Genomic DNA, 14233 nt, shown 5'->3' on the forward strand with positions numbered 1-14233 from the left:
GATTTTTATTGTGGGTATAACATAGTTACAACAAATTAGTGAATTCGCTATTGGTAATGGATAAAAATAAACGATTTTAACAGTAATTAAAAATTCATCTTTTCTTGAAATATAATGTGTTTTATTTTAACTTTGATGCTAAACTTAAAATATGGATTTTTATATTTTAACTCGTCATGAAAAAATTTAAGGCTGGAATATTTACAAAACGATACGGATACAAGGGGTTTAAGCCATCCTTGCTCGAATTTCCTTTTGAATGGGAAAATGATGTAGTAATAAAATTGTTATCAGAAGCTAATACCATGCTCGGGGAACTTAATGTGTATTCCGAGTTAGTTCCTGATGTCAATTTCTTTATCGAAATGCATAAAGTTAAGGAAGCAACAAATTCTACACGTATTGAGGGGACACGAACAAATATTGGAGAAGCTGTCCTGAAAAAAACAAACATTGCCCCTGAAAAAAGAGATGACTGGCAAGAAGTAAGAAATTACATTGAAGCTTTAAATTATGCCATTGACCGCTTGGATAAGTTTCCTCTTTCTATTCGACTGCTTAAAGAAATTCATGCTATCTTACTTTCAGGGGTAAGAGGTGAGCATAAAACGCCCGGTGAAATAAGGGCAAGCCAGAATTGGATTGGTGGAGCATCAATTGACAGTGCTGTTTTTGTTCCCCCACATCCAAGTGAACTGCCTGAACTTTTGGGCAATTTAGAACTATTTTGGCATGATGAAAAAATTACGCTGCCCCATCTGATCCGTATTGCGATTGGTCATTATCAATTTGAAACAATCCACCCTTTTTTAGATGGAAATGGCAGAATTGGACGACTATTAATTACCCTGCAACTTCTGCATTATGGATTGCTGACTAAACCGGTACTTTATTTATCTGCCTTTTTTGAACAACATAGAGGGGAATATTCGGACTCTTTGCTGCACGTTTCAACTTCAAACAATATAGGCCAGTGGCTCCGGTTTTTTATGACCGGAATTATCCAAACTGCCAAAGAAGGAAAAGAGACTTTTGTGAGTATTGGCAAATTAAGGGAAAAATACCAAAAATCCGTGCTACAATTAGGAAAACGGGCTAAACTGGCGAATCAATTATTACAACACCTTTATTCCAATCCCATAATCAGCCCCCGGGATGTTGAACAGGTATTGAAAATAACTCCTGCCACGGCAAACCGTTTATTAAAAGAAATGGAAAAAACGGGAATGTTAATAGAGCGAACCGGATTTTCAAGGAATCGCTTATATGAATTGCATGAGTATTTGGGGTTATTCCAAAGGTAAAATAAGGTTTATGGCGGCCTTCAATAATCTTTTTCAAAGAAATAATAAACATAATCTCACCTGTTTAAATAAAATTAATAATTTTTTATTTTAGGTTTTTGTGTTAGATCAATTCTTAAAGATTAATTATTTTTTTTGAATGATTATTCGAATCCTTTTGTCTACTACGAATGCCTGGACGATGTCCGGGCTTTTTTTTTCTGTTTTTTTTGAAGAAGCCCTAAAAGCAAAAACCTCCTCAATCGAGAAGGTTTTTAATTTCTGTTTAACTCAAAATTAGGCGGATCGTCTTCTATATCAAGAAAAATGAACGCTATTTATTGGTTTTTTAACATGATTTTTGCTCTGACAATCCCTTACCAGACCTTACTAATAATTGATTTCATTCAAAAACTCACTCATGTCGATTTAAGTTTCAAAAAATATTATTTAAGTTTTAGCTTATAGCCATCCTTTTCGCATATAGGGCAAATGGAGTTTTTAACCATTGAAATATACCCGCATCTATCGCATTTATAATATTTGTGATACTTAGGAGTTTTTTTTGTGCTCTTTAATTTTAACCCGAATTTCATTGTAAAAGTATTATATTGATTTTTGATTTTAAGTATGCAATAGCTGTGCCAAATGTTGTATTAAGCAGAATTACAGAGTGTTATAAGCAATGATCAAAAAATCAAAAAAATGGAAACCTAAACTTGATTTAAAGCAGATACTTGAAATGCCCTGGAATAATTGTATTTACAGACAATTAAGTGTTTTTTAAATATTTACGAAAGCGGAGGGTATTTACGTTATCGGATAGTATTAAAGGTAATCGTTTTGATGGATACGTTTCATATTAAAAGCATTGAAATAATGCCAGCCAAGTGCAATGCTGTGAACCTTAATAGAAACCAGGTCCCTTCGTGCAATATATTTTAACAAATGATAAGGATATGAAACAAAAGTAAGAAACAGAAAACTGATAAAGATATTAAATTGAGTATAATTCCGTCGGATTAAAAGCAGCCGATTTCGTGATTTCCAGTAAGCTTGTAAGGGGCTATTTTTACCAACTGAAATGCTCTCCTTATGATAAACAAGCGATTGGGGGATATAATGAATTTCGTAACCCGCTTTTCGGATTCTTTCCTGCCAGTCGAGCTCTTCATAATATAAAAAGAAGAATTCAGCCATCAAACCTACTTTTTTACAAACTGAACGTGAAGTCATCATGGCGGCTCCTGAGGCGAATGGAGTAATGGTTTGCTGATCATACTGTCCCACATCTTTTTGGTTATGTCCTATGAAATGACTGGTTGCGGTATATTTTGTCATGGGAGTTGCTCCTGCAAACTGAATGGTTTCAGGGCTATCATAAAACCGAACTTTCGAACCCACCATCCCTATTTTTTGATTGGCTTGCATCGCTTCAACCAATGGCTCTAAAAACCCGGCTTCAACTTCTGTATCATTATTAAGCAACATAAAGTATTCGCCTTTGGCATTCCGGATTCCTAAATTATTGCCACCTGCAAATCCAAGGTTTACTTCACTTCTGATAAAAATAAATTCAGGAAATTGTTGTTTTAAAACTGCACTTGTATCTTCCTTCGAAGCATTATCAACAATGATTACCTCATAATTAGGATAGGAGATTTTGCTTACTGATTGAAGAAATTCAATGGTAACCCGTAATTGGTTGAAATTGATTGCAATAATTGATACGAGTGGGTAATCGGCCATTATCGATGTATTAGATAAAAGCAAATATAAAAAGATAAATGAATTTGATATAGTTTAAAATCATTGATTCTCATTTATTCTTAATTTTGAAAGAAAAATATCATGAACTATTTTAATAAATCATATCATATTAATGAGGACGAAATTAAAAGCCGACTTAATAAAATCCTGAATCAAAAGAATAGTTCAGATGAAAAGTTGGAAATCTATCGCCAAATTCTCGGGATGATTGATTTGACAGCACTTGAGGGCTCTGACACTAATAAAAAAATAACCAAGCTATGTGAAATGGCCCAAAGTTTTCATTTAGCAGGCAAAAATATTCCGGATGTTGCAGCAATTTGTGTTTACCCTCCTTTTGTTGCATTGGCAAAAAGTCGGTTAAGCGGTTCAAACATTCAGATTGCGTCTGTAGCAGGTGCATTTCCAAGCGGTCAATCTCCAATAAAAGTTAAACTGGCGGAGATTTCTTATGCGATTGAGCAAGGTGCAGACGAAATTGATATGGTTATTTCCCGTGGTAAATTTTTAGAAGGCGATTATCAAACTGTTTATGATGAAATTGCAGCAATCAGTGAGGTTTGCAAGGATGTTCATCTAAAAGTGATTCTTGAAACCGGTGAATTGGAAACCCTCAAAAATATTAAAAGAGCAAGTGTAATTGCGATTTCTGCCGGAGCCGATTTTATTAAAACTTCAACCGGAAAAATACAACCAGCTGCAACCACCGAGGCATTTCTTGTTATGTTGGATGCGATAAAAGAGCATTATCAAAAAACGAACAAAAAAATAGGAATCAAACCGGCAGGAGGTATTTCGGAACCTGAACAGGCGATTCAATATTATTTATTAGTTAAGGATGTTTTAGGTGAAGAATGGCTGAATCCTCAACTTTTCAGATTCGGAGCAAGCAGATTGGCTTCAAAAATTTTGGACATAATTAAAGATTAATGAACATTGATTAAAACTACATTTTCCTTATTCAACCAATAAATATAATTCAACTTCTTTCCTTCGTGCTGTGTTATTTGTAATTTTGTAGTTAATTACTATTGAATGCGTTCCTCCAATTATTCCGTCGATATGCAAAAATTAAGAAATGTAAAAGGATTGATATTACTAATAATCCTTGGGTTTTTATCCTGTAATTTAGAAGAAGATATTATTGATCCCGGCGATGATAGAGATAAATTCGTAAGCACCTGGAGTGTCAGTGAGTCGTGTTTTAAAGCAAATTATACCGTTAAGATTACGATTGATCCGTCTAACTCAGCTCAGGTACTGTTGGCTAATTTTGGAAATCCGGGATCAAATTATAGTCCTGCCGTAGGTATTGTTGCCGGAAACAAGATTTATATTTCCACTCAAACTATAGGTGATGGATGGAAAGTGAATGGAACAGGTACTTTACAAGATGCACGTACTATTCTCTGGAGCTATTCACTAATTATTGCGGGGAATAATTTTAGCTGTACCTCTGAATATATCCGGTAAGCCAATAATTTGCTCATGAATTTAAAGAAAAAACAAGTTTAATTTGTGATATTCCCGTTCGCGTGCCAGATAGTTAATTCGATTTATTTTGTTCCTTCAGATATTCTATCCTTTTTGCCACACTATCGTAAAGAATTCTCAATTTTGGGAGATTATTTTGATAAAATTTGAGGCTTTCATCAAATTGTTGTCTCGAAATTTGATGTTTCTCAAAAATGTCCTTATAATATTTGGCAGACAAAGATTTATTTTCACCTTCACCTAAATCACGATTATTAGCCAGATAAGCTTCAGAGAGTTGCACATCAAATAATATATCAATCATTTTTTCTTCCGAAATAACCAATTTCGCATCTTTTTTTTGATTTTGGGTGCAGGAAATAAGTAAAAAAAGGGGGATAATTAAATAGCTGATTTTCATTCTTGTTTACGTTTACTGGATATGCTCTTTTTGTGTTAATTGCCTATTTCTGACATAAATTTAATTCTCATCATTCTAATTTCTTCTTCAGTATATTCATCTTCACCAAGTTCCTTAATAGCATCTTCGATTGAATCTGACGAGGCATCTTCCCTAAAATAGTCAAAGATTTCTTCCTGATGATATTCATCAATAGTCTCATCAATATAATAATTGATGTCAATCTTTGTGCCTGAGGCTACAATGTGTTCAATTTCAGTAAGTAATTCAGGTAAAGTAAGGCTTTTGGCCGATGCAATATCTTCGAGCGGCAATTTACGATCAATATTGTGAATAATATAAACTTTTAAACCAGATTTATTCACCACCGATTTTACTACCAAATCATTGGGGCGCATAATTTCATTTTCTTCAACATAAGCTTTAATAAAGTCAAGAAATGGTTGACCGTACTTACTTGCTTTTCCTGCCCCAACGCCAGTAATTTGCTGTAGTTCATCCATCGTAATGGGATATTGAATCGCCATATCTTCGAGTGAAGGATCCTGAAAAATTACAAAAGGAGGAAGTTTCTCCTTTTTCGAAATCTCTTTACGCAAATCTTTTAATAAAGAAAATAATTCTTTATCGGTAGTGCTTATTTTAGGTGAATTGGCAGTAAGGAATTCATCATCTTCAGGATTGTCGTAATCATGATCCATGGTCAGCATGATCGAGTATGGATGATCCAAATATTTCAGACCATCAGCACCTACCTTCAATAGCCCATAATTTTCAATATCCTTGAGAAGTAAGCGGGCAATTAAACTTTGACGGATTACCGCATTCCAGAATTTCTCCCCTTTTTCTTCGCCTTTTCCAAACATTTCTAACTTATGATGTTTGGATTGTTTAACAGTTGCGGTATTTTTACCGACAAGAATGTTGATAATATGATTGGCTTTAAAGAGCTGCTTTACAGCTAATACTGTCTCAATAACCATTTGAACATATTCCGTGCCTTCAAAACTGGTTTTTGGATTCAAACAATTATCACAATTACCACAATTGTCTTCTTCGTATACTTCTCCAAAATAATGCAATAATTGTTTTCTGCGGCAAACTGAAGATTCGGCATAAGCTACAGTTTCGAATAGCAATTGTTTGGCTATTTCTTGTTCTGCAACAGGTTTGCCCTTTACAAATTTTTCCAGCTTTTGGATGTCGTCGTAACTATAAAAAGTGATACATCTTCCCTCGCCGTCGTCACGTCCGCCACGACCTGTTTCCTGATAATAGCCTTCTAAGCTTTTGGGGATGTCATGATGGATAACGTAACGGACGTCTGGTTTATCGATTCCCATACCAAACGCAATCGTAGCAACGATCACATCCGACTCTTCCATCAAGAATTTATCCTGATTTTGCCTTCGGGTTGATGCATCCAAACCTGCATGATAGGGTAGCGCCTTTATACCGTTCACCTGAAGGGTTTCAGCAATTTCTTCAACCATTTTGCGGCTTAAACAATAAATAATTCCAGACTTTCCGGTGTTATTCTTAACATATCTGATAATCTCCCGCTTTATGTTTTTATCTTTTGGCCTGACCTCATAATATAAATTGGGTCGGTTAAATGAGGACTTAAAGATATTTGATGACATCATCCCAAGGTTTTTCATGATGTCTTGCTGCACTTTTGGAGTAGCTGTAGCTGTAAGTGCAATTACGGGGACTTCTTTTCCAATTTCTTGTATAATTGGCCTTAATCTTCTGTATTCCGGTCTGAAATCATGGCCCCATTCTGAGATACAATGAGCCTCATCAATGGCATAAAATGATATATTGATCAATTTTAAAAGTTCAATATTCTCTGCTTTTGTTAATGATTCGGGAGCTACATACAATAGCTTGGTTTTTTTGCTCAGCAAATCTTCTTTTACTTTATTAATTTCAATTTTTGATAATGAAGAGTTTAAGAAGTGAGCAATACCGTCTTCCGATCCATAATTTCGGATGGCATCAACCTGGTTTTTCATTAATGCAATCAGGGGAGAAACGATAATAGCAGTGCCTTCGCTTACCAATGCCGGAAACTGATAACACATTGATTTGCCACCACCGGTTGGCATGATCACGAATGTGTCCCGACCTGATAATACGCTTCTGATGATTTCCTTTTGGTTACCTTTAAAACTGGTAAAGCCAAAGTATTTCTTTAAGAACTCATATAATTTTTTATCATCAATATCAGTCATGGTCTTTCAGCATCCTAAGATTACATTATATTTGTAAAAATATTGTTAGTATTTGAGTGTTAAGTTTTTTAATTGATAACGTGTCTATTACAAATATAACATAAAAATAAATTTTTTGTGTGATAATAATTAAATTTCGCAGTATTGAAGACAAAGGAAGAAATCAAGCAAATAGCCATTGAGACTATTTTAATTGAATCGCAAGCAATTAATAATTTAAAGAACTTCATCGATGAGGACTTTATTCATTGTATAAACCTAATTCACAAATCAAAGGGAAGGGTAATTATTACGGGGATAGGGAAGAGTGCACATATTGCAGCAAAGATTGTATCTACCTTAAATTCAACAGGAACACCTTCGATATTTATGCATGCTGCTGATGCAATACATGGTGATTTGGGAATTATTCGTAATGATGATGTGGTAATTTGTATTTCAAAGAGTGGAGAAACCCCGGAAATAAAGATTTTGGCACCATTATTAAAAAATATGGGAAATACTTTGATTGCCATGGTGGGAAACACAGATTCGTATTTGGCGAAGCAGGCAGATATGATACTATGTACCGCTGTTAAAAAAGAAGCTTGTCCGAATAATTTGGCCCCAACTGCCAGTACAACTGCACAGCTTGTGATGGGTGATGCGTTGGCTGTTTGCTTGCTGGAGTGTAAAGGATTTACTGCGAATGATTTCGCCAAATATCATCCTGGGGGAGCCTTAGGTAAAAAACTGTATTTAAGAGTTGCAAATCTTTATATCAATAATGAAAAGCCACAGGTTTCGCCCGAAACTGGCATTAATGAAGTAATTTTGGAAATCTCTTCAAAAAGGCTTGGAACCACTGCAGTAGTCGAAAATGGGAAACTTTTGGGTATTATTACCGATGGTGATTTACGAAGGATGTTACATCAAACCAGCGATATAACGAACCTAAAAGCTAAAGATGTAATGTCGGTAAACCCACGGCAAATCAACGAAGATATGCTGGTTATTGATGCCCTTGATTTGATGAGGAAGAACAATATTACGCAACTGGTTGTAAGTGAAAATCAGGTTTACAAAGGAATAATTCATTTACATGATATTCTCAGGGAGGGGATCTTGTAATAATTTAACATTATTTAAGTCTCATCTAAATTTATACAAAACAATTGGAGTGTAACTTTGAGTTGGTATTTCATGTCTAACAAAGGATTTAATTTTCCGGGATGATAACAAAACAAAGGATTAGCAGTATCGTGCTTGTCGTATTTCTGATAATTTTTAGCGTTTATTCTGCAAAAGCGCAGCTAACGAAGATAATGGGGAAGGTAATCGATTCGGAAACCAAAGAACCGGTTCCTTTTGTAAGTATTTATTTTAAGGGAACCAGTATTGGTTCGATTTCGGATTTTAACGGTGAATATGCACTTGAAACGATGCATGCAGGCGATTCACTTACTGCCTCATCAATTGGGTATAACCCACAAGTAAAAGTGATTTTTAAAAATCGTTTTCAAACGGTCGATTTCGAATTATCACCCAATAGTTATACTTTGAACGAGGTTGTAATTGTTGCCGGTGAAAATCCTGCGGATATATTATTACGCAAAGTAATAGCTGCTAAAGATCAGAACAGCAATAAGAATTTTGACTTTTATCAGTATGAGATGTACAATAAAATCCAGTTTGATGCCAATAACTTTTCCGAAAAATTTAAGACCAGAAAAATCTTACAGCCTTTCAGCTTTATTTTTAATCATATCGATACTTCTACCGTTAACGGAAAAGCATTTCTTCCGGTATTTTTAACAGAAACCTTATCCGACGTTTATTATAGAAAAAATCCACGTACGAAAAAAGAGGTGATTAAGGCTTCAAAAGTTTCTGGGTTTGAGAATGAAAGTTTTTCACAGATCATGGGTGATATTTACCAAACCGCGAATATTTATGATAACCATATTGTATTATTTGAAAAGAATTTTGTAAGCCCTGTTGCAAATTTTGGGTTCGCTTATTATAAATATTATTTAGTCGACAGTTCATATATCGATAACCAATGGTGTTACCAAATCATGTTTAAACCAAGGCGAAAACAAGAGTTAACCTTTACCGGGAATATTTGGATCAATGACACCACTTATGCAATTAAAAAAGTGGACATGCGTATCATTGATGATGCAAATATCAATTTTATTAATGCTATGGATATTCGACAGGTTTATCAGTTATTAGAAGGCAAATACTGGATGTTAACCAAAGATTATATGATTGCCGATTTCAATGTTATTGATGATGCAAAGAAGACATTAGGCTTTTATGGACATCGTTCTACTTCTTACAATAAGTTTGTGTTTAATCAACAAGCTGAAAAGGAAATATACGGATACCCCGCTAACATAATTCTTAAAGATAGTGCCATACAGTATGCGGATGAAAGGTGGAAAGATTTCCGGCACGATACACTGACAGTAAAAGAAAAAGCCATTTACTCGATGATTGATTCCGTTAAAAATGTGCCGATTTTCAAAACATACGTAGATGTGATTTATACCATCACAAATGGCTATTATATTGATGGAATGTTTGAAATAGGGCCCTATTATAAAATGCTGAGCTTCAACGAACGGGAAGGTGCCCGTTTCAGATTTGGTGGAAGAACCAGTAATAAGTTTAGCACAAAGTGGATGTTTGATGCTTATTTTGCATATGGACAAACAGATGAAAAATTTAAGTACGGAGGGGGCTTTTTAAAGATTAATTCAAAAAATCCAAGGCGAACTTATGGGATGAATTATAAAATTGACACTGAACAATTGGGCCAAAGCAAGAATGCATACAGCGAAGATAATTTCTTTAATTCTTTTCTTAGTAAAAATGCAATTAATAAACTCTCGATGGTGAAGGAGTATAAGTCCTTTTATGAACACGAATGGTTTGGTGGATTCTCAAATTCATTAGTGTTTACCCATAGGGAAGTGTTTCCCATTTCAGGAGAAAATTTTATAATACATGAGGATGATTCAGAAATAGAAATACCTTCAATAAGAACAAGTGAAATAAGCCTCAATATGAGATTCGCGTATAATGAAAAGTTTTTGATGGGTGAATTTGAAAGGGTGAGTTTGGGTACAACCTATCCGGTTTTTGAAGCAACTTATAGTTACGGAATTCCTAATCTGTTCAACAGTGATTATTCATACCATAGAGTTCAACTGAATTTGAAGCAATGGTTTAATGTTGGTACTTTGGGTTGGTCAAAATATATTGTAGAGGCAGGTCGGATTTGGGGGAAACTTCCATATCCATTATTGAAAATTCAAGAAGGAAACGAGACCTATTTTTACGATGAATTATCCTACAACTTGATGAATTATTATGAATTTGTGAGCGATCAATACATCAGTGTTAATTATATTCATCATTTTGATGGGTTATTTTTAAACCGTATTCCGCTTATGCGAAAACTAAAGTGGAGGGAAGTTGCTTTTATAAAAGGGGTAACGGGAAACCTGAGCCAGAACAATAAAACCTACTCTACATTCCCGGCAACAACCAACACACTTGAGGAACCTTATTGGGAAGCAGGTTTGGGAATTGAAAATATTTTTAAGGTAATAAGGGTCGATGCAATTTGGCGTTTATCGCATCTTGATCATGATAATATTAATAAGTTTGGAATATTCTTCTCTTTCCAGTTCGTCTTTTAAAATATATCCTTATTTTTGACCCGAATTATGATACTATATACTGAAAATATTGTAAAGAAATATCGAAAACGAGCTGTTGTTAATGACGTTTCGATAAAGGTTGAACAAGGCGAAATTGTTGGACTTCTTGGCCCAAATGGAGCCGGGAAAACTACCTCATTTTATGTGATGGTAGGCTTAATCAAACCCTTATCAGGGAAAGTGTTTTTGGATGGAAAAGACATCACCAAAGAACCTATGTACCGTCGTTCGCAACTTGGGATTGGATATTTGGCACAGGAAGCATCTGTGTTCCGACATTTAAGTGTGGAAGATAATTTGAAAGCAGTTTTGGAGTTTTCACTTTTTAATAAAGAAGAACAGCAGGAGAGACTGGAATCATTGTTGGCAGAATTTGGACTCAGCCATATCCGGAAAAGCTTAGGGATCACCTTGTCGGGAGGAGAGCGAAGAAGAACTGAAATAGCACGCGCTCTGGCAGTTGATCCAAAGTTTGTTTTGCTCGATGAGCCATTTGCCGGAGTTGATCCTATTGCTGTTGAAGACATTCAACTTATTGTCTCAAAACTGAAAGATAGAAATATTGGTGTTCTCATTACCGATCATAATGTTCACGAAACATTAAGTATCACCGATCGATCCTATTTATTGTTTGAAGGATCAATTCTGAAGGACGGCACTTCTGAAGAATTAGCCGACGATGAACATGTCAGAAAAGTTTATCTGGGTCAGAATTTTGAACTTCGCAGATAAATCAAAATTAACTACTTCGCAGCAAGCTTACGAGATATCAATTTGGAAATTCTTTTTATTGACGATGCAAGCATTGGAGTATTAAACTCATTTATCCCGATACGCTGCGCTATCGGGATTCCTGCCTGTACTGCTGTTTAGGCAGGCAGGCGTTCATCTTACAGATTTCAATGCACTACGTTTTTGAAATCTGAGTTTCACGAATAAATTAAAGATTATTTCTTAAAGATGATCGAAATAATAATATAACTAAGAAAGATAATTGGTATTGCACTGACCTGAAAAGCTGCAATGAGTGCTATTGATAAAATGATAAGAATAAATCTTTTTTGGTTTCCCTTCCATTTAAAATTTTTGAATTTTAGCGAAAGTAAAGGAATTTCAGCTACAAGGAGTATGGATAAAATTATGGTAGCTGATATAAGAAAATAACTATTTCCTGTCAATTCAGCCATCCATGATGAAGCACTAAATGTGTTTTGATTTATCAGCGCTAATGCTACAATCATTAAAGCGCATGCCGGTGTTGGGATTCCAATAAATTGTTCTTCCTGTCGGGTATCAATATTGAATTTAGCAAGTCGCCAGGCAGAAAAAAGTGGAATGAGAAAACCTATGAATGGCACTAAATTATTCCCATTAAAAAACACTTCAGGCAGTGGCTCACTTATCCTTAACAGAAAAAGCATGATAAAGCCCGGTGCTAATCCAAACGAAACTACGTCGGCTAACGAATCTAATTGTTTGCCTAGCTCACTTTGGAGTTTAAAAATACGTGCCACTGCCCCGTCCATAAAATCTAAAATTGCTGCAAATGCAATAAAATATACCGACCATTCAACGGATCCATTATAGAGTGATACAATTGATAAAATACCACAAAGCAGGTTTAATAAGGTGATATAATTGGGGATGTTTTTTTTCATGAAATGAAGTTCTATCTTCCAAGTGTTTTGAAAAGGTTAATGATATTCTTTAGGAAGCTCCCGTAATACATATTTGTAAATAATGAAATCAAAAATACGAAACAAATGGGATATTTCATCATATGGTTGAATTTCTTCATTGATGACCTCGATTTTAAATCGTCTCTATATTTAAATAGTCTTGCATTGATTTAATATATTTGCCTTCATCATTTATGGTCATCAACCATGATTGTTCGCTTGAATACTGATTTATGTTTTATTATTTTATAAATGAATACTCCTAATTCAATTTTAATTCATGATTTTGATTATTTGCTTCCGCAGGAGCGGATTGCTAAATTCCCGATGGCACAAAGAGATCAATCAAAATTATTGATATATAACGCTGGGGGAATTCATAAAGATTTTTTTTACAATATAGCTCAACACCTTCCTGAAAATAGTTTAGTCTTCTTTAATGAAACCAAAGTTATACAGGCAAGGCTTCAGTTCCGGAGAGAATCAGGAGGTAAAATCGAAATATTTTGTCTGGAGCCAAAACAGCCTACTTCCGAAATCCAGCTTGCTTTTCAGCAAAGCAGTCCGGTTGTATGGAAATGCTTAATTGGGAATGCAAAAAGATGGAAGGAAGTGAGTATAAAAAAAAGGATCAAAATTGATCAGCAGGAAGTCGAATTTTTTGCAAAAAAGATTGGAAAAGAAGTAGAAACTTATTTGGTTGAATTTAGCTGGAACCCTTCACTTTTTAACTTTTCACAACTTCTCGAATCTACCGGATTGGTTCCATTACCGCCTTATTTAAACCGAGAGGCTGAAAAGGAGGATAAAGAACGTTACCAAACCATTTATGCCCAATATAATGGATCGGTGGCTGCTCCAACCGCAGGTTTGCATTTTACCGATGAGGTTTTTGAAAAGCTTAAAGAAAAGAATATTCATTCGGATAAGGTGATCTTGCACGTTGGGGCCGGGACTTTTAAACCAGTATCTACCGACAGTATTGAAGCACACGAAATGCATACCGAAAAAATCATCATTCAAAAATCAACCATTAAAAAATTGATTGAAAAGCAAGGTGAAAAGATCATTGTGGTTGGAACAACAACCTTGCGTACCCTGGAAAGTTTGTATTGGTTTGGCGCGAAATTAATGATTAATGAACCTCCTGTATTCCGTATTCTCCAATGGGATCCTTATCAGGAAAAGTATCAACTTGAAAATTCTACAATTGAAGTCTTAGTAAAGATCGTCGAATATATGGATCAAAATGATTTGAGTGAACTGCACGGAGAAACTCAGTTGATGATCGCGCCGGGATATCAAATCAAGATAGCGGATATTCTCATAACAAATTTTCATCAACCCAAAAGTACCTTGCTCTTGCTGGTTTCTGCTTTTATTGGGGAAGATTGGAAGAAGGCCTATCAATATGCCATGGACAACGAGTTTCGCTTTTTGAGCTACGGTGATTCATGTTTGTTTTTTAGTGAAAAATAAGGAGATTTCCATTTTCCCCCAATATTTCTTTTTTGGATTGTTTTTCTTTTTAAATTTGCTTCTTATGAAAATCACGGTCACATATCCCCGAGTCTAAGTTCTGAATTAACCATCTGTTAATTTCCCGGACTTTCAATTATTGTGGTTTACCACCACGCAATTATCATTTTATTATTTA

General features: G+C 35.0%; 11 protein-coding genes. 7 read left to right on the top strand and 4 right to left on the bottom strand.

The features are described from left to right. Positions 1–176 precede the first annotated feature (176 nt). Positions 177–1304: a Fic family protein gene (locus KKG99_01720; protein ID MBU1011698.1), complete on the top strand. Its 1128-nt coding sequence runs from the start codon at positions 177–179 to the stop codon at positions 1302–1304. Positions 1305–2111: 807 nt separating this feature from the next. On the opposite strand, the gene KKG99_01725 is transcribed toward KKG99_01720, so the two are convergent. After that, a complete protein-coding gene (locus KKG99_01725) occupies positions 2112–3032 on the bottom strand; it encodes a glycosyltransferase family 2 protein (GenBank protein MBU1011699.1) in 921 nt (306 codons plus the stop codon). Between the two features lie 102 nt (positions 3033–3134). On the opposite strand from KKG99_01725, the gene deoC reads away from it, so the two are divergent. Both deoC and KKG99_01735 read left to right on the top strand, forming a co-directional pair. After that, positions 3135–3983, top strand: coding sequence for a deoxyribose-phosphate aldolase (gene deoC / locus KKG99_01730; GenBank protein ID MBU1011700.1), 849 nt, complete (start codon positions 3135–3137; stop codon positions 3981–3983). Positions 3984–4115: 132 nt separating this feature from the next. Continuing rightward, entirely contained in the window at positions 4116–4526 is a 411-nt protein-coding gene (locus KKG99_01735) for a hypothetical protein (GenBank protein ID MBU1011701.1), read from the top strand. 73 nt (positions 4527–4599) lie between these two features. Here the strand turns inward: KKG99_01735 and KKG99_01740 are convergent, their stop codons facing one another. Together KKG99_01740 and recQ are read right to left on the bottom strand one after the other, a co-directional pair. Beyond that, positions 4600–4947, bottom strand: a complete 348-nt coding sequence (locus KKG99_01740) for a DUF4296 domain-containing protein (GenBank protein MBU1011702.1) — start codon at positions 4945–4947, stop codon at positions 4600–4602. Between the two features lie 35 nt (positions 4948–4982). Then, positions 4983–7184, bottom strand: a complete 2202-nt coding sequence (gene recQ / locus KKG99_01745) for a DNA helicase RecQ (GenBank protein ID MBU1011703.1) — start codon at positions 7182–7184, stop codon at positions 4983–4985. Between the two features lie 144 nt (positions 7185–7328). Here recQ and KKG99_01750 point away from each other — a divergent pair, with 144 nt between their 5' ends. The 3 genes from KKG99_01750 (at position 7329) to lptB (ending at position 11629) form a co-directional block, all read left to right on the top strand. Further along, the gene (locus tag KKG99_01750) at positions 7329–8294 is read left to right on the top strand and encodes a KpsF/GutQ family sugar-phosphate isomerase (protein ID MBU1011704.1); all 966 of its coding nucleotides are present in this window, start codon (positions 7329–7331) and stop codon (positions 8292–8294) included. A 101-nt stretch (positions 8295–8395) separates the two neighbouring features. After that, the gene (locus tag KKG99_01755) at positions 8396–10876 is read left to right on the top strand and encodes a DUF5686 and carboxypeptidase regulatory-like domain-containing protein (GenBank protein ID MBU1011705.1); all 2481 of its coding nucleotides are present in this window, start codon (positions 8396–8398) and stop codon (positions 10874–10876) included. 27 nt (positions 10877–10903) lie between these two features. Continuing rightward, positions 10904–11629 carry an LPS export ABC transporter ATP-binding protein gene (gene lptB / locus KKG99_01760; GenBank protein ID MBU1011706.1) on the top strand — a complete coding sequence of 242 codons (726 nt, stop codon included), beginning with the start codon at positions 10904–10906 and terminating at the stop codon, positions 11627–11629. A 215-nt stretch (positions 11630–11844) separates the two neighbouring features. On the opposite strand, the gene pssA is transcribed toward lptB, so the two are convergent. Beyond that, entirely contained in the window at positions 11845–12555 is a 711-nt protein-coding gene (pssA, locus tag KKG99_01765) for a CDP-diacylglycerol--serine O-phosphatidyltransferase (protein ID MBU1011707.1), read from the bottom strand. Positions 12556–12828: 273 nt separating this feature from the next. Between pssA and KKG99_01770 the strand changes: the two genes are divergently transcribed. Then, positions 12829–14055, top strand: a complete 1227-nt coding sequence (locus KKG99_01770; GenBank protein MBU1011708.1) for an S-adenosylmethionine:tRNA ribosyltransferase-isomerase — start codon at positions 12829–12831, stop codon at positions 14053–14055. Positions 14056–14233: the final 178 nt, after the last annotated feature.

This window comes from Bacteroidota bacterium, from assembly GCA_018816945.1.
GTDB lineage: Bacteria > Bacteroidota > Bacteroidia > Bacteroidales.

Excerpts from the sequence above, each read along its gene's own strand:
- pssA (MBU1011707.1), bottom strand. The coding sequence starts at position 12,555 with ATGAAAAAAAACATCCCCAATTATATCACCTTATTAAACCTGCTTTGT.
- KKG99_01735 (MBU1011701.1), top strand. The coding sequence starts at position 4,116 with ATGCAAAAATTAAGAAATGTAAAAGGATTGATATTACTAATAATCCTT.
- lptB (MBU1011706.1), top strand. The coding sequence starts at position 10,904 with ATGATACTATATACTGAAAATATTGTAAAGAAATATCGAAAACGAGCT.
- recQ (MBU1011703.1), bottom strand. The coding sequence starts at position 7,184 with ATGACTGATATTGATGATAAAAAATTATATGAGTTCTTAAAGAAATAC.
- KKG99_01770 (MBU1011708.1), top strand. The coding sequence starts at position 12,829 with ATGAATACTCCTAATTCAATTTTAATTCATGATTTTGATTATTTGCTT.
- deoC (MBU1011700.1), top strand. The coding sequence starts at position 3,135 with ATGAACTATTTTAATAAATCATATCATATTAATGAGGACGAAATTAAA.
- KKG99_01740 (MBU1011702.1), bottom strand. The coding sequence starts at position 4,947 with ATGAAAATCAGCTATTTAATTATCCCCCTTTTTTTACTTATTTCCTGC.
- KKG99_01755 (MBU1011705.1), top strand. The coding sequence starts at position 8,396 with ATGATAACAAAACAAAGGATTAGCAGTATCGTGCTTGTCGTATTTCTG.
- KKG99_01720 (MBU1011698.1), top strand. The coding sequence starts at position 177 with ATGAAAAAATTTAAGGCTGGAATATTTACAAAACGATACGGATACAAG.
- KKG99_01725 (MBU1011699.1), bottom strand. The coding sequence starts at position 3,032 with ATGGCCGATTACCCACTCGTATCAATTATTGCAATCAATTTCAACCAA.